This window comes from Bradyrhizobium cytisi, from assembly GCF_008123515.1.
Taxonomy (GTDB): Bacteria; Pseudomonadota; Alphaproteobacteria; order Rhizobiales; family Xanthobacteraceae; genus Bradyrhizobium; species Bradyrhizobium cytisi.
The window spans coordinates 1-23,595 of the sequence record NZ_VSSR01000096.1 but is presented as its reverse complement, the minus strand read 5'-3'; the positions used below and the strand labels follow the sequence as shown (position 1 = coordinate 23,595).

Genomic DNA, 23,595 nt, shown 5'->3' with positions numbered 1-23,595 from the left:
TCGCGTCGGCCGCAATGATAAGCAACGTTTCGCTCCTAGCCCCAGTTCGGCGACACTTCCGCCGAGCAATGGGCGCATGAAGGGGTTTCTCAGCTCCGCGGGACCCATGAACGAGGCCCTCCGGCAATGCTCGCATGGGTGAAGTTCGACTGCGTACCTGCGCGGCCCCGAACCGGCGCAAGATCGATGGGGAATACGCCACGCAGCAGTCAACTACCAACCTTGTCAGTTGATGAAGATTACGGGGTAGTGGATCTTGGTCAATGAACCTCGCACGAGTCAGGTTGTGAGGCAGTTCGAACTCTAGCAACGTCAACGGCCCTGGCGGATGTCTCGCTGGCGAACATTGTAGATTACCGACGGAGTTGAATCTGAGGCCTCGTCGTGGCCGGGTTGATTCGAGTATCTCGCCTGCAGCAATTGTCATCTCTTCGAGAGGAACGCCTTGCTATCCAACAGCGTGTTTCGTCAGCAGATCGGCCGTGGCGTAAGCTCCCAATTGCCTAGCGACACCCCGGATTACTGTCGGCAAACAAAGGAATGAAAAAGAATTCGCTTGCGACCACAAACTTCGTAAACACGGGATAACAATCGTTGCGGACCTCGATTCTGGAAAAATATTGCGATGCTTGCCTTCCTTGGTACACCATCTATCCAACTGTAGCCCAGTTCTCCACAGTGGTCGGCGCCGAAGCCTCTGAGAAATGGCTGCAGCGCCTGCCGGTCAATGACTCGGTGTCACTCTATTTCCACATTCCGTTCTGTCGATCCATTTGCTGGTATTGCGGCTTCGCTCGAAGCATCACTCGCCGGGATTCACCCATCCTAGAGTTCTTGGCGGATCTTCGTAAGGAGATCGATTTGGTCGCGGCGCAGGTGCCGCAACCGCTGCCTGTGAGCGACGTGCACTTCGGCGGTGGAACGCCGACCCTCATCGAGGCAGCGGAGTTCCGGCGGCTGATGGAATTTCTGCGCCGCCGCTTTGCGCTTTCGAAAACGGCCGCCATCGCTGTTGAGATCGACCCGCGCACGTTCACGCTCGCCACATCCGAAGGGTTAGCAGCTGCCGGCGTGAACCGCGCAAGCCTCGGCGTCCAGAGCTTCGATCCAATTGTTCAAAAGGCCATCAACCGCGTCCAGAGTGAGGCACAAACAGAGCGCGCTGTCGAAACGCTGCGGCAGCATGGAATAATCCGCATCAACTTCGACCTCATCTACGGTCTGCCAAATCAGACGGTGCAGTCCTGCGTTCAGACCGCGACTACGGCGGTGGCGATGCGACCAGACCGGCTTGCGGTATTCGGCTACGCGCACGTTCCTTCCTTTAAGAAGAATCAGCGCCTGATCGACGAGGCAGCGCTGCCAGACAGCCCTGCCCGTGCAGAACAGGCTGCCGCGATGGCCAATACACTGATTGCAGCGGGCTACCGCCAAATCGGACTCGACCATTTCGCCTTGCCGGACGATGAGCTCGCGCTGGCGCAGAAAGCCGGTCGCCTGCGGCGGAACTCACTGGGTTACTCGGCCGACACCTGCAATAAAGTGATCGGCTTCGGCCCGTCGGCCATCGGTCGGCTTGGCGACGGTTACGTCCAGAACGAAGTTACAGCGGGTTCCTACAGCGGCCAAATCAAAGCCGGCCGTCTGGCGACGTCAAAGGGCTACTGTCTCAGCCTCGAAGACCGCGTCCGGGCCGCGATTATCGAGCGGCTAATGTGCGATTTCGAGGTCGACGTGCCGGCAATTTGCGTTACTCATGGATTTGACCCGGCCTCTTTCCTCGGTTCAGGCGAACGCTTGGCAATGCTCGCTGAGGATGGAATCGTGCAAATGGAAAGGGGATTTATCCGCGTGAGGCCGGAGCATCGTTTTCTAACTCGCGCTGTGGCAGCCGCATTCGATGCTTATCTTGGCACGCCGCTCTGTTAAGACCAGCCAAGGAGCGATGATCGGATGAAATGCATTACCTTTCGCTGTACGCGCCAGGAAGCCCGGCGAACGAGTTCGCTCGCCTGGTACAGTCACAAACAGCTCCAAATCGGTAAAAGACGCCGTGGGCAGCTGTGCGACGAGAGCCGCCCCGGCCCTCGCCGCGAAGACAGCTGGACGCATTGCTGCCGGGAATTTGACGCCCGCGACTGCAACGCGGCATGACCGCGAACCTGGACAAGGTTCATCACATCACCACCATTGCCCGTGTGACCGCGAACCTCAACCAAGAGGACGACTGGCTGCGGGACGTCACCAACGAAATGGAGATCGAGGACTCGGCTCATCGCGGCCTATGGCGTCGGGGAAGATGGCATCTCGGCGTTCAGCGACTTCGGTATCGAGAACCTGATCGAGCTCGTCCGGATGTACAAAGATCTCTGACCTGGCTCAAGCGCTAGCAGCCGGAATACTCCATCAGCGCGCCGTCTACGCTGGATGCGTACTCCCAGTAAACCGCAGCGATTCGTCGTGATGACACGCGGCCCCTATCGATGTGCATGATCGCCGCTCGACCGAAACGCTACGGGCTGCGGCGTGCAATCCAGAGCAGCAACTCGTCCACGCCATGAGCTAAACCACGGAGCACAAAACGAGCAGCGCCGGCGCGACAGGGCGCGAACGATAATCGAGTAGCACAGTTAGGACCAGATCCGGCGGGATCACGGCCTGCGAAAAGATCGTTTCCCGTAAGAGCTTCGCGCAAACCTGGATCGAAGCGACGATTTCCCGCATTTCACCCGTCGACGTTGCCATACCGGTCCTCCGTGAACGCCGGGACGGCCTCGCGCCGAGCGGCACAATACCTGCGATTCGGCAGCGACAGCCGACCTCCCGCCCGGTCAACTACCAAACCTAGCAATTGATGGAGATGACGGACACATGCCAGTCAGTGCCGGGCGAAACTCGCTCGGGCCACATCAGGGAAGAAGTCGCGACGCGATATAGATCTCGTAGATCCAATGGAGCTGATGGATGTTCTGTCTCGTCGTCCGCAGGTATCAAAACGTCCCCAATCGCGCCCTCCATCTTCCGATGAGAGCCAATCAAGGCCTTGTGGCGGCGTCGGCGAGCTTACGGGCCTCAAAAGATGTTAGCCCCTTCTGCCCGCCTGTGCTTCATCCCATCGACCAAGCTGCGAGCGGTGTTTCTTGGATCCGGCATGTCGTTCTGCGAGCTCCGCTATTGGCGCTGCTCTCTGTTCAAGAACATCGCCTTTCCTATTGGCGGCGGATTTGTCGCAAGGTCCCCTGGGCTCCGCGCGTCGGACGCCAATCTCTCGCTAGCGAACGCTCACACCAGGCAGGCCACTCTCGATGTCGACGCGGTGGAGCAGATGCCTGCATTCGATTAGCGATCGAGCGGCTGGGTTGTGTCGCGCTGGGTACCCACCACGTTGGCCAAGCTGCGCCAGCAGTGGTGATAGCGCGGAAGGCTGAGTGGGTCTTGTTCGCATACAGACGCCCGCCTGGTGTCCAGCGCCACCCAGACCGCCTTGAGGGCCACGGATTCGACATCCGCTCTAGGCGGTCAGGTGGAAGTGCACTTTATTCGAATCGACGGACGCGGAAATCACCATGCAGCGTTGCGTTATAGCGCCGGTATCCATGCGGGCATACCCGGCTGGCATAGTCGCTTTCATCTCTGGACCAACTGCGAAGCCGAGAGGGCGCATTCTCCTTTCCCTGATAGCTAGTCTCGCCGGCAGTTCGGCGGCAGCAACTGGCGAGATCTCTGGCCCAAGAAGCCACAGCCCCGATGAGCTCGCCGAGGCAAGAAGCCGAACAATTTCGGATCCGGCCATGACATTCCGAAGCGGCCGGCCCAAGGGAGCAGCGTGCCTTTCTGGGAGCGCCCCGTCAAAAACAACTACGTCTACCACAAAGCGCGACAGTGCCCTGCAGCCTGCCAAGAGCAGAATTCAAAAGCAGATCGACCCATTCGCAAAATTCGAGAACCTCCGCGAAAACGGCGCCGCGTTCACTGCTCCTGGTCCTGCGGACACGATAGATCAGGATACAGCTTCTGTCAGATCCGAGCTTTCGGATCTCGGGATTGGATTTGCTGGCTGGACCCTAAACACGTTTGTCGACAATGAACTCGGTAATGCCGCCAGAAGCACCATCGCCAATCAGCAATATGTCGGCCAGAATCCGACATTTAGTACGGTCAACTCCATGATCGTGACTTATGACCTCGCTCGGTTTGGAATTCCCGACGGTCAGATCGTGGTGGGAGCCGAGCATCAATACTGGACGTGGAAAAGCGCCGGGCCAGACCGACTGGGACTCAATGCAATTTCTTACTATCAAACGTTCTTCGACAGGAAGATCGAACTCAAAATGGGTTACCTCAGGAACCAACATGAGTTTGCGGGCGCCGGAGAAAAGGTTTTTGGACCCTCGTCGAAGATGCTGTTCCAAGCGGGCATGAGCAACAATTGGGCGCCAACGCCGGCCCTTAATCTGAAGTACAATTTTGATGATCGCTTATATAACAAGCTCTCAATCCAGCGCTCGCTCAGTCCAGCCGGTCAATATATGCATGTAAGCGAAAATCCCACTGGGTTGAACTGGAGCACGCGCGACGCAGGCACTCTTTTGCTTGATGAAATTTGCTATAAGAACAAGCCTACTCCCGGGGTACCCGAGACTTGGCTGCGGGCTGGCGCGGGGTTTAATAACAGCAGCTACACGGACCTACAGCATCCGACGCAACCGACAGCCAAGGCGAACAGCGTCTACTATGTAGCTGCGGACAGGCAATTCTGGCAGTCTGCCGTCCACGACTCGGCATCTCGCGGAATCTATGGCGGATTCTCTGCAATGTACGCTCCGCCCGACCTAAATAGGGCTAGTCAGTACTACGAGCTTCGCCTTTATGCGAAAGGCCTGTTTGACAGCCGGCCCACCGACCAGATGAGTCTTGTTGTCAACAACACCATCTGGAGCCATTTCGCGGTGGACGCTGCACTGGCGAAAGAGCAGCTGGCGCACCGCGACAGCACAGCAATTTCGGGACAATATACGGCGCATCTGGCGCCCGGAATATATGCAACCGTAGGACTGACGTACATCAATCACCCGACAAGCATTACCTACACGCCACAAACGGGACACGCCCTGAATATATTTTTATCTACGTCGGTATTCTTCTAAGGCCGCAGGACTGCGCGTGAACTCACCGCCATGTAGCCGATATCACAATCGCCGTTTTCAATGGCTTGGGCCCATTTATCACGGCAATTTTGGTATCGGCTGTGCTCCTGGCGCGAAGCCCGGGTATCACGTAAATTGAGCCGTGATGTCCAAGGTAGCATGTGTGGGGAATGGTAGGCTAAAGCCTTCTGCTTCGTCTACGACCGATAGGCCGACGTCATATTGCGCAAGACCTATACCCTCGGCCGCGGAATGATCTCCGATGCTCAATTGTTCAAATCGAGTGCTGATCTTGCGCCAGCGACATTGCTTTCGATGCCTGCTCGCGCTGCTCGCCAGGCTCGCTTCCAAGCTCGTACTCTGCCATGACAGCGCTCAAACCGTGCCCTCGGAGCTTAGTTCCCCTCGCGAAGAGGCGTGGTAATCGGAACCGCGACACAGATGCCGAAACTAGCCAACTGCGGCAATCGCGCTATTTCTGTCCCACGCTTGTGGCGCTGGCCGAAAGGCGATGCGCAAGGTCGGCGGAACCGTACTCCCCTTCGGCGGCAGATCAACCGGCCGCGGCCGGATGACCTGCGCCACTCGGTGCTGAATCATTTTCCGCTGGGTCGAGATGAGCTTTCAGCATCTCACTTCAGCAAGGAGGGTCGCCTCCCGAGTCTGCGGCGCGTTAGCCCCTCCCATCCAGTTGCGCGTGGCGTTCTGCTCGGTGAACTTCTCGTCGCAAGAAGTCTATTCGCGCGAACATGCGATAAGAGCAGTGCATTACCGGTGAATTTTCCGAGCCCTGCTAGGCAACCTTCGTGGAGGGGTGCTTCGTCGTTTTGAGGCGCGTTACACTGCATCGGCCGTCGACGCTGACAGGCGCGTCACCATCGATTGTGGCACGATGAACGACGCGATGCTGGTCACCGTAATCGTTGACCGCATAATGCTGCGTTGCGCGGTTATCCCAAATCGCGACATCGCCTTCTTTCCAGCTCCAGCGCACGGTGTTTTCGGGCGCCGTGATATGGGACTGGAATAGATCGAACAGCCTCTGACCGTCGCGCTTTGGGATATCAATAAACCTTTGCACCACATCGCCGAGCACCAACGCACGCTCGCCGGTCTCGGGATGTACACGGACCACCGGATGCTCGGTCTCGTAGATTGTTTTGGTAAAGACCTCATCAAAATGCTTCTGGTCGATTTCGCGAACACGGCAGGTCCCGGCGTAGTCGAAGGCGTTGCTGTGAACGGCCCAGAGTTCGTCGGCAAGCCGTTGCAGCGGCCGCGGCAGATCCAGATAGGCGGCCACAACGTTCGACCAAATCGTATCGCCACCGGACGATGGAATCACAACGGCTCGCAGCACCGCAAGTTTGGGATAGGCCGCGAGAAACGTTCCATCGGCGTGCCATACATCAGCCCGACTACCTCCGCGCGCGGAATCAAGCTCGATGATCGAGGTCGTTCCATTGATGGTACCGAGCGTCGGATGCGGCACTAGCCTTCCCAAACAAGCAGCAAAGCGCTCCTGCTGCGCGTCATCAAGATGCCCCTGATCACGGAAGAAGATCACCTTGTGTTCGAGCAGCAAGCTGTTGATCGCAGCGATGGTTCGGCTCGGTAAATCACCCGAGAGCTTGATATTTCTGATTTCAACACCGATGCGCGCTGCGCGCTTGACGACGTCGGTCGGTGGAATGACACTATCGGTCGAAGCCGTTTCTTTCATTGCGAACTCTTCCAAGCTTTGCGGATTCTTCAACAATAAGGGTTAGGGTCACTCGGTTTCGAAGGCGAACCTCGCGCTACGGGTACTCTCGAGCAAGCACCATGCCAGTCAAAAAAACGGAGCTGTGAAGGTCCGTCAGGTAGCTGATCGGATGATAATTCGAACAGTTGCCATGAACTCGATGCCGCCTCCCCTCCTCTTTCCAACCGACCCCGCCAAAAACCGGACGTAAAAATTTGAGACGAGCGCCTGGGTCGGCGGGGGAAACGGCATAGGGCTCATAATCGACAGGAATTGTATTGCTCGGCACACGAAGAGAAAGGCCATACGGTCCTCGTGCAACGTCGGGCAGCCAGCCGTGCGTGCCGTTCTCCGTCCAGTATGCGCCTTCCGCTCAACTGTTTGCGGCAATCGGCCAAGTCTCGAGCCGCGTCTGCGAACGAGCCATCACCGGCTCTCAAGGTGTCCGGGACCTGCCCCGGCCGTGATCACGGCCGGAACATCATCCGCTCGAAATGGAAGAGGAATAGATGATCTTGGAAGAGCTCCAAACGACCGAATTACGGTTTCATCTAGGCGAAAGCCATTGATCCGCGGCACTGGGGTCGCGATGTTCTCGATGCACCGACGTCCGAGCACGGTAAGGCAGATGTCCTGCACGGTCCCGCTGGATTTGCCTAAGAAGCCAAAGATATGTCCACTACCAGTCTTTACAGGTGTTTCAATGTTGTCAAAGTAATTACCCTCGATCAGTGCTTGCACCGATGATCCAGCATCCACCGCATGGAAGAATCCGCCGCTCTGTTGCGCATTCGTGTTGTGGAAGTAATTGTTAACGAGATGAATAATGGCCTGCGCCCCGTCGATGTGCGGCGCCCGCCCCGAGATCTCATGGAAATAGTTATTCGCGATGGTGATCGTCTGCGGGACACCAAGAAACAGGAGATTCCAATAGTGCTCCCCGTTGCAATACGAGGAATAGGTACCGCTGCCATCGAAGTCGTTCCAGGAAATCGTAATATTCGTCGTAGGGCCAAAGCCGCCGGCAATCATCTGCCGCCCGGTATTATGAAATCGGTTGTGGTCGATCCAAACCAGGTCGGCTCGTGCAATTGCGATAGCATCGCCGGCAAATATCACGCCGTTATTGATATCACTGATGGTCAGGTTGCGAATAACGACGTTGCTGACCCCATTCAGGCGCAGCCCCTTTCCTTTGATTGTAGCACTCGGGCCAACGCCGATCACTGTTTTGTTTGAGCCAATTTCCAGCGGACGCTTGCCGGCCCTATCGAAGCCGACCAACATCTTCTCCTTGCCATCGCAATGCGCGTCGTTGCCATCCATAAGAAGAAGGGATTCACGATTGTAAGGGGCCGGACAAGCACGGCCATATTGGCAACCCTGCCCCTCGCCTCGCCCTTCCGTGCCAGTAAAGTCTATGGTTCCTATTACCTGGATCTCGCGCGGACTATTATCATTGCAATACCCGAAGCTGTAGGAGCGACACAGCTCATAGTTCAGATCTTTGGTTGATCTGACCTGAACTACCTCGCCTCCAAGGCCGCCCGTCGCTCCAACGCCAAAGCCTTTGAGGGCTTCCAATCGCACATTGTTCGATCCGAGCACGGAAGAGACGCCGAGGACGACCGCAAGTCCGCCGAGCACGCGCAACGAACGCTTGATGTGCTTCATCGTGTCCTTCATAGGCACATGCTCTCTCTGTTAGCCGGAAAATCCGCCCGAGGACCGGGACTCTCGAACTCAAATGCTGAACTGGAATAGGCCATCAGCATGCGGCGTTAACGCCATCGGATCGTCCTCAATAAGGCAGGATCGGAATATCGGAGCCATGCTACACAACAGCCGAAGTGTGCGGCCGCAGGCTTCGTATCAGCTGCTAACGCGCAGTCAACAGCTCAACAGGATGCGACGACCGATCGAACGTTGATACAGAGCGACAAAAATCCACGCATCGCGCCCAGAGATATCTCAGATCGAGCACTGTCCTGGTGCCGGCGAGATGGATTGATTAGGCGAATCGGCAGCCATTCGGCAACGATTTTCGCGCAGTTCAACACAGATCCCGCCTGACATGAGGATTCGAAATATCCTGGGCGAAAGACCGTGTGAGATGCCGAAAAGCTCTAACCTCCTCGAGAACGACCGTTTGATCGAGATAAGCTTGGCAATTCCAGAATACTGAAGGCTGCAACACGTTGGCCCGGGCGAATGGGCCGTCACTCGCGAAGTTTCGCTGAACCGGCGGGAGGCTCTTCGGTGTTTTCGACCAGCACCAGAACGCGTTGTGCAATAGTTCGCATCGCGCGGGAAACAGATAGATGGGGCGGCTGGGATCCTCGAGTTCCTGGATTGCATGTCGGATGTCAGGTCCCTTCTTTTGCGATACAGATGGGCTAGATTGGCCCCATATATCGCGTGCCGGACACACACGAGAGATGCCTCCTATCGATTTTATGACCGGCAATCATCACGCCGACGGAATGGCTACGATCTCCTTGTTTTTGATATGTCCCTCCAGTCCGGGGGCGAATCTAGCGCAGCCAGTCACCACCAACCTGCGAGTCGCGGCGCGGCGAGTTGATGCGGCAGGGCTCAGCCGCAATTCTGGTCGTCCCACTCATAGCCCTGAGATGAAGCTGCTCATGTGTTGCAGTCATCGCCACCAAAAGCCGAATTCGTCTGCAAGCGCCGCGTGGAAGGCAACGGCTGGCCAGCTTGCAAACGNNGATCTGCCCCCCGACGCACCATAGGTTAGCTGTCGCCAGGGGGCTCGCGCGGGCGGAGGAATGACACTACCCACCAAAACTGGCTGTTTCTGTGATCCAGCATGAGGCGTACTCCAGTTCAAATCATGTGTCGCCCGGCCTTCCGTCGGGCTGCCGGGGAGCCTCGCCGATGTATACGCCGCCCTGCTTCCAAGTTGTCGATATCGCCGACCTTCATCGGACGATGCGCGAGGCACGCTCGGCGACACTGATCACCGCCACTCCCGAAGGGCTTGTCCGAACGATGCTGCCCGTAGTACTCGACGAGAGCGAAGGCTCCATGGGCACGATTTACGCGCACTTGGCGCGTGCGGATCCGCAGTGGAAGCTGGCACCGACTGGCGAGGCGATGGCCATTTTCGCTGGGCCGCAGGCCTATATCAGCCCCTCCTGGTACGTGACCAAGCACGAGAGAGGCGAGGCCGTACCGACGTGGAACTATGTCGCTGTGCATGCCTACGGACCGGTCGAATTCTTCGATGATGCCGATCGGCTGCTGGAGGTGGTCACGCGAGTGACCGATGCGCATGAGCGCTCGGGCAAAGACCGCTGGGCCGTCTCGGACGCCCCTGCCGATTTCATTAAAGCGGAGCTTAAGGGGATTGTCGGTCTGCGATGCAAATTACACGGCTCGACGGCACGCGGAAGATGAGCCAGAACCGCAACGCGGCGGATCGCGCCGGCCTCATTGAGGGCTTGTCGAAGAGCGACCGTGACGAATCCCGTCGCGTGGCTCACCTGATTCCGAAAGAATGACCAACCCGCACGACCTATTGTAAACGCCCCCTATCACCTGGATTTCCTCCATTTCCTCGATGGCGATTGCCGTCATTCTCGCGAACACTCCTTCTCTGCTTTCGTCCGATTCCGCTCGACGGCCTGCAAGACTCAAGAGATTTGCAAAGAGCCCTCGAAGCGTCTTGAATCTGGCCGCTGCGGTCAGATTCGGAGTTTTCTGACAATTCGCGACAATCTGCGGTCGCTCCAACACTCCCCGACGGGCAGCAAGAAGCGAATGTCTCAAATGCCCAAAGGTCACGCCGCTCGCTTCTGTCACGAGGATCGGGGCTCCCGGAGCACCCCTGCTCGACATCGAAATCGAGCCTCAGACGTTCAAGAGACCTGTTCCGCCCGATTCACGCCCTCCGGCGCAACGGGCATGCTGAACTGAAAGACGGCCCCGCGAGGATCATTGGCGCCCGCCCACATCCGGCCCCCATGCGCCTCAATAATAGAATGGCAAATGGCAAGCCCCATGCCCATGCCTTCGGATTTGGTGGTGTAAAACGCCTCGAACACGCGGTCTGCGCTGTTTGGATCGAGTCCTGGACCCGTATCCCGAAAAGTGACCAATACGTTATTCGAGCTATCTGTCCGCGCAGTGATCAGTAGTTCGCGGTCGCCTTCCTTGATCTCGCTCATGGCCTCAATGGCGTTCGTGATCAAATTGAGAATCACCTGCCGGACCTGAACGCGATCTGCTCGAACAAGCGGCAGAGCCTCCGACTGTCGGGTTCGCACCCACACATCATTTTTTGCGAGTTCCGCGCGAACTAGCGCCAGCACCTCTAAGATCACTTCGTCAATTGCAAGAAGCTCCGTTTGCATCGGAGCCTTATTCATAAGAGCGCGGATCCGACGGATCACGTTCCCCGCGCGCATACTGTCACGGACAATCAAACCGAAGGTCTGCCGAACTTCTTCCAGATTTGGCGGTTGAGCACCGAGCCAATTTAGCCCTGCCCCCGCATTGCTGCTGATCGCCGCAATCGGCTGGTTGACCTCATGGGCGATCGAGGCGGCCAGCTGTCCCATTGTCGTGATCCGATTGGCGTGTGCAAGGCCCATCAGAGTTTCGCGATAACGTCGTTCGCTTTCACGGGCTTCCGCTTCCACTCTCTTTCGCTCTGTCAGGTCGAGGACGAAGCCAACACCGTGGTCCTGTCGCTCATCGAATACGGCGAGGCCAATTAGCACCGGCACGCGGCTGCCATCCTTCCGAACATACTCTTTCTCGAACTGCTGAACAGCTCCGGTCCTTTTTGCTTCTGTCCGAGCATCCATTGTGCGCTCGTGCCATTCTGGAGGCGTCAGGTCGAGACCGTTCACTCGCCCTGCGAGAAGATCCTCTTGGTCGTATCCAACCATCGTGAGGAAGGCTTGATTTGCCTCGATGATCTCGCCCCCTTCGCGGATGATAAAGATTCCGATGATGTTAGCGTCGAGTAAGCGCCGGATTTTCGCCTCCCGTTGCTGCACTTCGCTGTACAACCGGCTGTTTTCCAGCGCTGTTGCAGCTTGAGAGGCAAGCATTTTCAGCACGGAGTTGCGGGCAGCCGAGAATATGCGCGGGGCGAGATTATTCTCCAGATAAAGTACGCCGATCAGCTTGCCCTGCGTGATCAGTGGCAGGCAAAGAATAGAACGCGCTTTGCGCTGGCGGATATACCGATCTTCCGCAAATGAAGACTGGGCGGCAGCATCGTCGAGAATGACGTTTTCGCGGACACGTAGGACGAAATGCAGCACGGAGTCGGGAAGAGCCATCGGAGTCACGGGCTGTTCATCCACCTTTACAAGCAGCTCACCCGCTACCGTTGTGGCTTCCGCCTCGATCCGTGGCTCGCCTCCATCCAGCAGAATCAACAAACCTCGTTCGGCGCCGGCCTGCTCAATGGCAGTCCGCATAAGCGTGTCGATTAGTTTTTGAAGCACAATCTCGCCGGAAATCGCCTGCGACACTTTTGTCACCGTCGCCAGATCAAGATGCTCAACCGGAGCTCCGATCCTCATGCCATCCACGGCAAGAGTGGTCTCCTCATGGTTGAGATGGGGATTCAGCTCGTCGAGTTGACGCACCTTACCATCTGCTCCCCAACGAAGGTAGCCGCGCCGCGCGTCCTGCAGGTAAACCGGGGAGATCCTGTCAAAACCGCGCGCAGCATAAAAGCGCGCTGCAAGTTCACAAGCGATCCCCTCGTGGTGGGGGAAACCGTTACGTCCTGCGGTCTGGATTGAGTGTTCGTACAGTCGCATTGCGTCTGCATCCCGGCATTCCAGCCTCGCAATTTCAGCCCCGACCAAGGAAGCGCGATTGTCATAGTTTTCGGGGCAATTCTTGGCCCATATCTGCAGCTGTCTGTGATGGGCATCAATCATATCTCGATGTTGCTGTTGTTCGCTTTCACACAGCCTGTCGCAGTAACACGAGTGAGACAGCGCACCATAGAAGTGAAATTCCGCGATCAAGGACTCTGTCGGCATGGTCCACAATCGGGGCTCTGCCTTCGAGCGAGCACCAATAGCCGCAGGATAATCGCCGGCTAGAAACCGCGCCTGAAGTTTGCGGATCCAGTAGACGGTTTCGCTAGGTGACAGCTCCGGACCGCGTTCAAATGATCGCTCGATGTCCAGCTCGTCGAATTGCTGGTCATCGAAGGAACCGAATGAGCGCGTGAGGCCGCGCATGGTTCTAATAATTGCAAGCTGTGCAGTCATGGCATCAGCAGCAAACTGAACCTTTCTGTTCCGTATCGTAGCAAGGCTTTTCTCTATCTCGTTCTGCACCTCTTTCAGGGGATCTCCCGCCATCATCATATTTGAGGTTAGATGAACCAAGCTATACGCCTCATAGATGACATCGCCGATGCTGACCGCAGCTTCGAGCGCTCGCCGGATCAAAACTCGTCCGTCCCTTAGGGGCTTCGTCCACGGGATCACGTTGCCTCCGACGGCCAAATAGACCGGAGCCCGAAAACGAGAGAACTCACCGCGATCGACCAGATCGCACGCAAGACGACCAAATTTATCAGCCGCTTGGTAGTCACCGAAGCGGCCTGCCGAGATTCGGCCCAGCCATGCGTAGTGGGTGCAAGAAGCATCAGTGTTGCCGTATTCGAGGCTGAGGCTGACGGCTCTGCAGATGACCAGAGCGGATAAATTGGCGTCCGTGAAACCTGCGGGCGGAAGAATCCGCGTTAAGACGGCCAGCGTGGCAAGCGAGGTCTGGTCTGTCATTCCAGGCAAACCAGCAAGATCCTCGATCGCGTCCGGCAGCTGTGACCACATCCGCTGATATTCGACTAGTGTCTCCTCATCCTTCGGATGCGGCGACCACTCGATCCCGACGTCGTGAAGATATTCGAGACCTATGGCCACTGCCCGGCCGTGCTGACCGAGCGTCAAGTAAAGATCGACCCGCAAACATGCGACCGTTGATCGTTGGGGCGCGCTCAAAGCGCGCTTCGACAGCGCGGACAGGAGGCTCTCCGCAATGTCCAGCCGGCCTACCAAGAATTCGCATTCGGCTCGGCTGGTCTCCAGTGCGAATGCGAGTTCGTGGCGCCTTTGCAACGAATCCTGCGCGAGCAGCGCAGCACCGACAGTGAAATATGTGAGTGCCGAGGCGTAGGCTGCCGACGCCCTGGCACGCTGCCCTGCGATTAAATTCAACTCCGCGAGCTGCTCTCGCTCCTGACCGGAAGCGATTAGCGCGACACCTCGATTGAGTTGACTGACAACATCGAAGATAGCCTCTTCACGTTTGTGCGCAGGGACATGTGCCGCAAGCATCCGACCGATCCGCAAATGGGCAGGAGCGCGCAAGGATTCCGGCACCAGCAAGTAAGCCGCCTCTTGAACGCGATCGTGTACAAAGCGGTAGACTGTTCCCTGGCGCGAGACCAGTTCCTGCCGGATCGCCGGCCATAGCCTCGCATGCACCTGTCCCTGTGACGTTTCGAGCACGATCGCAAGCTCTGCCGTCTCGGCCATGTTGCCGAAACAAGCCAGCTGTTGCAGCGCGTCCTGCGTCTCTTCGGGCAGCCGGATGAGCTTGCCGAGCATCAGATCGACGACGTTCTCGGTGTACGCTTTTGCGTGAATGCGCTTGAGATCCCAACGCCAGCGCGCCGATTCGTGATCGAACGTCAACAGCTGCTCTTCGGCCAGTTCAGACAAAAATTGAATGGCGAAGAACGGATTGCCCATCGTCTTCTGATGCACCAACTTTGCAAGCGGGGCAGCGCGTTTTGGTCCGCAGCGAAGGGTATCCGCGACCAACTGCGCGACATCGTCTGCAGTGAGCGGCGACAGCGTGATCTCCTCTAGATTTACGTCGGCTCTCCTGATGGACTCGAGCTTGCGTTTGAGTGGATGGCCTGCATCAACTTCGTTGCTGCGGTAAGCTCCAATCAGCAGCAGGTGCAGGTCCGACTGAGTCAGCAGATCCTCGATCAGGTCGAGCGTTGCGGCATCGTGCCACTGCAAATCGTCGAGGAAGAGCACCAATGGATGGGTTCGCCGGGCGAAAACACCGATAAAGCGGCGAAGCACGAGCTGGAAACGATTTTGCGCTTGCCGGGCTGGAAGCTCAGCAGGCGCGGGCTGCTCGCCAATGATCAGGCTCAGATCGGGGATCAAGTCGACCATCAGCCGTCCATTCGCGCCGAGCGCCTCCCGGAGCGCCTGCCGCCAAGTCGCGAGTTCGCCCTCACTTTTGCTGAGAAGAGGACGCACAAGACTCTGAAAGGTCTGCACTAATGTCGCATAGGGAACATCGCGCTTCAGTTGGTCGAATTTGCCTGATGCCAACAGCCCGCGCGAGGGCACGAGTACTTTGTGTAGCTCCTGGACAAGCGAGGACTTACCGATGCCGGAGTAGCCGGCAACCAGCACCAACCTCGGCGCGCCGCTCTTCAGCGCGCGATCGAAAGAGGCAAGCAAGGTCTCGATCTCGCGGGCTCTGCCATAGAGCTTCTCGGGGATGAGCAACCGATCAGGTGTGTCGTCTGCGCCCAGCTCAAATGTGTCGATGCGACCGTGGTTCGCCCATGCTGCCAGACAGTGTTGCAGATCGTGCTCAAGGCCAGCGGCAGTCTGGTAGCGTTCCTCGGCGGTTTTCGCGAGGAGTTTCATCACAATCTGAGAGATTGGCTCCGGGAGGTTTTGCGATTTCTCGACAGGCGGTGTTGCTTTTCTTGCAATATGACAATGGATCCACTCCAAGGGATCTGAGCCCGTGAACGGCAGCGCGCCGGTCAGCATCTGATAGAATGTCACGCCAAGCGAATAGAGATCACTGCGACAGTCGACTGAGCGATTCATTCGTCCGGTCTGTTCGGGCGCCATGTAGGGCAGCGAGCCGGCGATGAACTCGGCAGGCTCAGGCGGCACGCGCTCGCGGGAAAGACGAGAAGCCAGACCAAACCCAGTGAGTCGCACCTGTTCGTCAGGACAATTGACCAGAATGTGAGCGGGTTTCAGGTCCTTGTGGACCAAGCCGTTCCGGTGAAGCTTGCCCACGGCCCTCGTGATACCAACAGCGAGGCGCAGGAACGGCTTGGGCTCCATACGGATCCCGAGTAAATTTAGCAGTGGCTCGCCGCATTGATCCTCCAGGACCAGCATAGTCCGACCGGCTTCCCGGATGAGTTCCAACGGCCGCACCGCCCATGCCTCGTCTAGCTCCTCCTTCAGCTCAAACTCATGGGCGAGGCGGTCGAGCGTCGCTGGGTGTTCCGCGATGGGCCGCACGACAAGCACGACAGCCCTGCTGCCGTGGATTTGCCGGCGCCACGCTCGGCAGAACGCGCGATCACCGTCCTCCCACAGGGGCTGGATGTCACTGTCGACATTTGAGCCGAACAGAGTTCGGCTGAGGGGGTCCCGCGGCATTTGCCCGCCCAGTCAATAAGGATTGAGCCAAAATCTGACACATATGGGGCGAGCTTGTGAAGGGACTTCGCAAAACGGCGCGAGTACCGATCAAGACCGCCAAAGACTGGACCGCGGCAACCAAGATGCGACTTACACACCCAATACGTCACAGCCCGATCGTGTCGATCCAGCCCAATCCCGCGCGCAGGCCTGCACAGGCATCGGCGGCGAGCGCTCCCGACTAGCGCAGTGTATGGGCGGGCGAAGGATCCTTTTTGATGGAGCGGCTCGTAGCCGTTACCCGACCACCAGCGGCCCACTGCCCGACGTGCAGCAGGGCCCCCAGATCGCTGCTACTGCGCAAGCAGGCAATGACATGTGAAAGCTGATCGGTTGCCCATGATCGGCGCAACGCGCGAGGCCATTGGACGCCGGCTTCTGACGGCTGCATCGGCCTGAGCGTCCGGGGGGCGATGCGCAATGCCATCCCCATGAGCTATCGCGAGATCTCCTGGCGCGAACTGAAGTCCCGAGCGCCACAACTTGCTTCGCACAACGCCATCCGGGTATGTCTTTCGCGCAAAAAACCATACCGTCGACGCACACAGTCTTCAGCACCGAACTAACATGGCATTGGGCCGAGAGACGTGTCTCACAAGTTTCGAGCCGTCCCGGCGCGCGCTGTCACCGCCATAGCTGTGCGCCCGGTCCGGCCCGGTATCACCTGTGAAATGTTGATCATGCCGTCCCGTGAAGCAAGTAGCGCGACGACACTGAGGTCGCCGTACCGAGCTAAGGAAGCAAAGAGCCTGTGTAACCGACACGATATTGAAGGAGCTCGCCGTACACAATTTTGCACTTGAGGAAGGCCGCCCCTTCGACAACGTCTCTCAGATACTAGTCACGAGCCTGATTCACAAATCGCAGGAGAGACTTAGCTCGAACGAGACGAATCCAATGTGCGGCGGCGCGTTTGAACATTGACCGATCAACAAACCAAAAGGCCTGATCGAGTGACTTGAGCCAATGAGTTGGTAAGCTTGAGCCCCTCGAAATCCGTTATCCAAAAGCTCAGAGCGCTCGGTCCATTGCGGCAAATCGAACAGCTGAACCTTTTCGCCACCTCGATGGCTGCCCCGCGGACATAAGCGCGGCCGATATTGCTTTTTCGAGCTGAAACCGCGCACTGGCGCAGTTTCAGCTCAGCCTGTTCCCCTCGAGGCCTGTACCAAGCTGTCGAACTCCGGGCAGTCCCTAGATCTGAGCTCGATGCCGGCCGAGGAATACCGGACGGCAGGACACGGTGCCTCGTTACCCTGACCGGCGGAAATCTCGCTTCCCTGGTTGACTATGGTGCGAACCGCTCTGAATGCGATCAGACGATCAGTGAGCTCGGCGAGCGCCTCGCTGATATCTGGCATGTCAAACTACCCTTTCTCACCGAAGCCGGTCACGAGAATTCGCCCACGCTTATCAGCACTGCCGCCAACGACGTTTGCTCCACAATCGGCCATTAAGGCGCGCTTCTAAGGCCCGAGGAGAAGCAAGATGCTCGGTCGAGTCGCTGAACATAAACGCCGCAAGGGCGCTCAGGCCTAGAAATCCCGCCGACACGCGCGGTGCTGTTTTCGAGATCGACGTTCACTCCTGGCTCCGTTGTTGGAAGGCGCCACGCAGTCATCGACTCGGAACCACAGCATCAAGGGCACATCTGCGAGCCACTGTGAGCGAAACCGCGCCCAAAACTATTCTCTTCATTCCTGCTCCCCTTGATGGAGCAACTGAAGGCACTCCTGATGCGAACAAAGCGACCGTACAGGCCCTCACTGATCGGAATGCCGCTCGCTGCGGTTCTCAGGAGGGCGATTGCCGGCCATGCGAAGCCGATCAATCCGAGAGAGATCTCGCTGCTTAAATCGCTGTTCAAGCAAGGCGTAAGCTACCCCAAAACGGGTGAAGAATTGCAATTAAAATCAAGAACAGCGGAAAGCCTCTTCTCGCCACGCGCACTGTGACAACATTTATCCAGCCTTTGCCAACGAGAACTTTATCGGACTTTGCCAATTCGATAGATCTACACCGGCATCGTACAACGTGACGCTACGAACGATTCAAGCCCTTCCTGACCGGTACGAAGTAGCAGGAAGTCACGACATACTCTGCCATGCTGAGCGCGCCTCAGTCTTGCCACGCTGGTTGCTTCATTGGAGGCAGCATCACCACGGATGTACTGGCGATGTGGGGCGAACCCGACGCACTTTCTTCTCGACGGAGTGCGTCGGGCCGCCTTTAATGACCCTGCCTGGGCCTTAGGCCGTTAGCGGATCGATGAGCTACTGGCAGGTCTGACAACAGCTTCAGGTTGACCGCTCGGGCCGCGTCTTCTCGTTCCTATGTAGGTCAAAGAGCGGATCTCTAGGCTGCCCGGCACGGACCCGTGATGTCCGCCAATTCTGGTAGGAGAATGATTCTTTCGCTGGATCAGCGGCTGTTTGGCTAATGCAGCAGGGCAAATGCAGCTGCCTTTTGCCGAACTGGTCCGCAGCCGGACACCAAATGGAGTGTATCCCGCCTCTCCATTCAGACTAAGCCGCCTGATCTTGGGGGCTAGCCTGGTGAAGGAAGCAACGAGACGAACGAACGTGAGCGTCCCTGCAGCAGCTCGAGTTCGAGCATCTTTCCTACAAACATGGTGACGGAAAGGACTTGAATCGCACCTTGCGTCAGGTTGTACGAAGTCGATGCAAGGCGCTTTCCCCAAGCTCGCAAAGACGCAACTCACAGGCGCTCTGACGACGGAAAAGAAGAGTTCATGTGCTGATGCCGCTGCTACTCGTTCTGATTTCTATTTTCCTTAGTACGGGTGCGATAGTCTACGCCGCTTGCCGATCGCAACGCCGGCGGGATCGGCGCATGCACAGGCACAATCGCGCCAATTCGCTCAGCTCGCGCCCCCGCGTTCAACTACCAAGGCGGCGGGCATTCTGATCCCTCAGCCGCAAAATGAGTCGTCCGCTGCAGCCCCACTCGCGAAGGCCAGGCGACACGCGCCGCCGTGCTAAAGCGAGCGCCAAAAGTCCTGGATTCGGTGCTTCTCGACCGGCTGTTCATCGATTTGATCGATGCCGCGGGGCCGATCCAACGCGACGGCGGATAGAATTCTCGACCACTCGGGCGGTTTTTGCTAGACTTTCCTGTAATGCGTCACGCTGGCGCGAATGGCTGACCAGTCACATACCTTGAAATTCTCAAAGATTTGCACCGCGCGAAGGGGGACGCCTGCCAATCAGAGGTCGTTGTGATGCGACACTTCTACTGTAAATCGTACAAGTGAGGCTCTTATCGTGACCAAGCGCTCTGAACCGCGGAAGGAAGCCGCAAATGTCGTAGGGCCGGAGGTGAGGCCGAGCGTCTTCGTCGTCGACGATGACCTCTCAATGCGCGAATCCCTGGTCAACCTATTTCGTTCTATCGGTCTAGATGTCGTTGCTTACGGATCGGCCCAGGAAATGCTCCAAAGCGAGCTTCCTGATGTTCCTAGCTGCCTTGTGCTTGACATCAGGCTGCCGGGATCGAGCGGGCTTGAGCTCCAGAGTGAGTTAGCCAAACTGAAGATTCACATTCCCATCATTTTCATCACCGCTCATGGCGATATTCCGATGACCGTCAAAGCCATGAAGAGTGGAGCAATCGATTTTCTCAGCAAGCCGTTTCGCGATCAGGAACTGCTCGATGGCGTAGTCGCAGCTATCGAACAGGATCGGAAGAGACGAGGTGTAGACAAGGTGGTCAGGAGGCTGCAATCCTTGTTTGAGGCCCTAAGCCCACGAGAGCAGGATGTCTTGAAACTGGTCGCCGCCGGCCTATTGAACAAACAGGTAGCCGCGGAACTCGGGCTCGCCGAGATTACAGTTAAAATCTATCGCGGGCACGTGATGAAGAAGATGGGCGCTCGATCGCTAGCCGATTTGATCAGGATGGCTGAGAGGCTGGGAATTGGGACCGACCGTTTCAGGGTACAAACCTAAGTATGATTTTACAATTTCATCGTACTCGCGCACCCTTCAGCTGGCCGTCATGCTTCGGCCACCGCCCTCACCCAACTAGAACGAGTCGTCTTGTCCAGGTACTCAACTGTTTCCGTTGTCGACGACGATCCTTCGATTCGTGCCGCACTGGACAACCTTCTGAAATCGCAGGGCCACATCGTTCATACGTTTGCATCGGCTGAGGACTTCTTGCGGTCGTCTCAATTGAATGACACGTCCTGTGTCATTGCAGACGTGCAGATGCCCACGATGAGCGGCTTTGAACTTTTGGAACAGATGCGGGCCCAGGGTCACGCTGCGCCATTCATCTTGATTACGGCCTTCGCGGATGATCGCACGCGAGCCCGCGCGTTGAGCGTCGGCGTAATTGGCTTTTTCGCCAAACCCTTTGCCGGTCTGGAGTTGATAGCCTGCCTCGATGAAGCGCTGCGCGAGCATCGTGGCGGAACGGACGCGTGAAAGATGGGGAAGCAGTCTGGACCACGCCGCGCCCGCGCGGCGCCTAATGTGCCGCTGCCAGTCCTTACCTCGTGCTGGTGGCGACCATCGCCTTTCCGTCTTGCCGCATTCCTGTCGCTGTTGTTGTGCTTTCGGCATCTCATCGAAGCACTTGCAGCGTGGGGCTCCTGACAAAAACGCCTCTGGTATGATCGCGTAATCAGACGAGGCGACCTAACAAAGGTGCGTACCAACGGCGATGCTGAGCTTAGGTCGAAAGTACCACGGCAGCGGCTTGCCAGGCATGACCTCGCCGAAAAGGGTTCACCCGACACTTTTGCGAGTGCTCCAGCGAAGTCCGGCGCCGGAGTGTGGGGGAGCATGACGCGCCGATCACGGCCAAATCACGCATCCTTTCAAGACGATCGCCGCATTCACGAAAGGCTGCAGGCCATGTTGGACTTCCGAACGATCCACAGTTTGCACCGCGAGATTCGTGCGTTCGATCCCAGCATCCTTCGGCGGGCCCAAGCACCCGAATCTTACGCATCCGTTGCAGCGGCAACACTAATGCCATCTCAAGCCATGCCTTTGCTACCGACGGGAGCGCATCGGACTTCTGGGTCACGATGAAAGCTATTCCATTCTTTCTCCTTTACAGAATTTGTCGTAACGCAAGCTAACCGCACGGCATGCGCAACTTCTTCGCGCGCGGCTAAGCAAGCCTGTCCGCGAAAAACGACCTCAGCCAGTGGCGTTCGCTGGATGTGGACGACACTACTAGACATAGTAGCTTTGTTCCGCATGGTTCTCAGGTAAATCGCTGGAGCTGATTTTCAGACGCGCTACGCGCAACCCAAACGACGTCGAGAGGCGCGGAACCGCGCGTTCACCGTTTGCCTATCTTGTACGATGTTGGCCGCGCGCTTGTTCGTCGGGCGGATTTTCTTGTCGAGGAGACGACCACATGGTTGGAGTACACGGGCCGCGCAGAATGAAGACGGTCGAAACGCTAGAGTCCAACGTGCGGTCGTACTCACGTTCCTTTCCTGCTGTCTTCAGTCGGGCGCGCGGCTCGATTATGTTCACAGAGGGTGGCCGAAAGGTCATTGACTTTCTGTCCGGCGCTGGAGCGCTAAACTATGGCCACAACAATCAGGAGATCAAAGCAGCAATCAGCGAGTATCTGGAGTCGGACGGCGTCGTCCACGGCTTGGACATGGCCACTCCAGCAAAGGTCGAATTCATGGAGACCTTTAGCTCTGTCATCCTTCGTGAACGGACTCTTTCCTACCGCTTTCAATTTACGGGGCCTACGGGAGCTAACGCGGTTGAAGCGGCTCTAAAGCTCTCGCGTAAGATCACAGGACGTCACAACGTCATTTCTTTCACAAATGGATATCACGGCCAAAGCTTGGGAGCCATAGCTGCGAGCGGTAACCGCTTTTACCGCAAAGCCAGCAGCATTCCCTTATCCGGCACAACTTTCATGCCGTATGATGGGTATCTTGGCTCCGCTGACAGTCCGGCGGATTACGTGCGAAAGGTATTAATGGACGAGAGCAGTGGTATTGACCTTCCAGCCGCCATTCTCGTCGAAACCGTGCAAGGAGAGGGAGGCATTAACGTCGCCGGTAAGGAATGGTTGCAGTCAATTCAGGCTTTGGCAAAAGAGGTCGGAGCTATTTTTATAGTTGACGATATCCAAATGGGCTGTGGTCGTACAGGCGAGTTCTTCAGTTTCGAGTTCGCGGCGTTGTCGCCAGACATTGTCGTGATGTCGAAATCGCTGAGTGGGTACGGCTTGCCCTTGTCGATGCTCTTGATCAAAGAAGCGATCGACGCATGGGAACCAGGCGAGCACACGGGAACGTTTCGCGGAAACAACCTTGCACTCGTTTCTGGCAAAGCGGCTTTGACTCTGTATTGGCGTAACCAGACGTTCTCGCAACAGGTCCAACGCTTGGGCGCATTTATGCGCCGTCGACTCGATGCTATCGCGCATCAGCACGGAAACAAGTTTGCTGTTCGTGGACGGGGCATGGTATGCGGCTTCGATTGCAAAACGACCGAGATCGCAGAGGCGACGTCACATAGAGCGTTTGAGAAGGGATTGATTATTGAACGATGCGGACCGACGGATCAGGTTGTGAAGTTCTTGCCTGCACTTACGATCGACCAAGAAACGTTGGGACAAGGCCTAGACATATTCGAGGAGTCATTGACCGAAACGTTGAATTCAGCCCGAGGAAGCTAATTTGTAGGCACGCGAGAGCAACTGTTGCTAGCGACAGCATCGCCGCACAAGTCACTGGCGCGAGTTCTCGCTTGCCGCCGAAACGTTCCGGAGTGTCCATGATGATGGAGGTGGCGCCTGAACGCCGACGCTGTCTGTGATCCGCCGAGTCGGCTGATGCGCGAAGAACGCCTACTGCCCTCCTTGGTCCACAACACGTGAGTGCGCGCCCCCCCTTTGACCATAGACCCTCGCAGTCGCGAGCGACTCTGGTCAAGCTGGCTTCTCTAGGTTTCCAGTCTGAGGTCCGCCGAAGGTGACCTCGTTGGCGCGGAATGGGCTCGAATGGTGTAGTATGCCTTCAAAGTGCTCAGCGGAGCGTTGTTGAATGTCGATCGCATCTGAGCCAGTCCACAAGTGACGGCAGTCGTCCCGCCGCTGCGATCTACAGCCAAGCTCAACTGATATTGATTGACAGGCATGCCCCGCCGACGTCCTGCACATGCGTCCGACCAAGCGCATCCACGAACTCCCGCCTTAGAGTCTGTCCGAGATC

The 23,595-nt window shown here is 57.3% G+C and carries 10 protein-coding genes and 1 pseudogene; 8 read left to right on the top strand and 3 right to left on the bottom strand.

Translation table 11 applies throughout. The features are described from left to right. Window positions 1-594 precede the first annotated feature (594 nt). The 3 genes from hemN to FXB38_RS39655 all read left to right on the top strand — a co-directional run bounded on the left by hemN (window position 595) and on the right by FXB38_RS39655 (window position 5,147). Entirely contained in the window at window positions 595-1,929 is a 1,335-nt protein-coding gene (gene hemN, locus FXB38_RS39665) for an oxygen-independent coproporphyrinogen III oxidase (RefSeq protein ID WP_148756330.1), read from the top strand. 221 nt (window positions 1,930-2,150) lie between these two features. Next, a complete protein-coding gene (locus FXB38_RS39660; RefSeq protein ID WP_246230537.1) occupies window positions 2,151-2,390 on the top strand; it encodes a hypothetical protein in 240 nt (79 codons plus the stop codon). Between the two features lie 1,401 nt (window positions 2,391-3,791). Further along, window positions 3,792-5,147, top strand: a complete 1,356-nt coding sequence (locus FXB38_RS39655; protein WP_148756329.1) for a carbohydrate porin — start codon at window positions 3,792-3,794, stop codon at window positions 5,145-5,147. 793 nt (window positions 5,148-5,940) lie between these two features. Here the strand turns inward: FXB38_RS39655 and FXB38_RS39650 are convergent. Together FXB38_RS39650 and FXB38_RS39645 are read right to left on the bottom strand one after the other, a co-directional pair. Further along, entirely contained in the window at window positions 5,941-6,870 is a 930-nt protein-coding gene (locus tag FXB38_RS39650; RefSeq protein WP_148756328.1) for a TauD/TfdA dioxygenase family protein, read from the bottom strand. A 447-nt stretch (window positions 6,871-7,317) separates the two neighbouring features. After that, on the bottom strand, window positions 7,318-8,565 hold the full coding sequence (locus FXB38_RS39645; protein WP_187435476.1) for a pectate lyase family protein: 1,248 nt from the start codon (window positions 8,563-8,565) through the stop codon (window positions 7,318-7,320). Window positions 8,566-9,789: 1,224 nt separating this feature from the next. On the opposite strand from FXB38_RS39645, the pseudogene FXB38_RS39640 reads away from it, so the two are divergent. Further along, window positions 9,790-10,415: pseudogene (locus FXB38_RS39640) on the top strand (FMN-binding negative transcriptional regulator). 357 nt (window positions 10,416-10,772) lie between these two features. On the opposite strand, the gene FXB38_RS39635 reads toward FXB38_RS39640, so the two are convergent. After that, a complete protein-coding gene (locus FXB38_RS39635; protein WP_148756326.1) occupies window positions 10,773-16,334 on the bottom strand; it encodes a trifunctional serine/threonine-protein kinase/ATP-binding protein/sensor histidine kinase in 5,562 nt (1,853 codons plus the stop codon). Between the two features lie 1,754 nt (window positions 16,335-18,088). Here FXB38_RS39635 and FXB38_RS39630 point away from each other — a divergent pair. The 4 genes from FXB38_RS39630 to ectB all read left to right on the top strand — a co-directional run bounded on the left by FXB38_RS39630 (window position 18,089) and on the right by ectB (window position 23,060). Further along, window positions 18,089-18,331 carry a hypothetical protein gene (locus FXB38_RS39630; RefSeq protein ID WP_187435475.1) on the top strand — a complete coding sequence of 81 codons (243 nt, stop codon included), beginning with the start codon at window positions 18,089-18,091 and terminating at the stop codon, window positions 18,329-18,331. Between the two features lie 1,329 nt (window positions 18,332-19,660). Next, the gene (locus FXB38_RS39625; protein WP_148756324.1) at window positions 19,661-20,344 is read left to right on the top strand and encodes a response regulator transcription factor; all 684 of its coding nucleotides are present in this window, start codon (window positions 19,661-19,663) and stop codon (window positions 20,342-20,344) included. Between the two features lie 90 nt (window positions 20,345-20,434). After that, window positions 20,435-20,824 carry a response regulator transcription factor gene (locus FXB38_RS39620; RefSeq protein WP_148756323.1) on the top strand — a complete coding sequence of 130 codons (390 nt, stop codon included), beginning with the start codon at window positions 20,435-20,437 and terminating at the stop codon, window positions 20,822-20,824. Window positions 20,825-21,797: 973 nt separating this feature from the next. Continuing rightward, window positions 21,798-23,060 carry a diaminobutyrate--2-oxoglutarate transaminase gene (gene ectB, locus FXB38_RS39615; protein WP_148756322.1) on the top strand — a complete coding sequence of 421 codons (1,263 nt, stop codon included), beginning with the start codon at window positions 21,798-21,800 and terminating at the stop codon, window positions 23,058-23,060. Window positions 23,061-23,595: the final 535 nt, after the last annotated feature.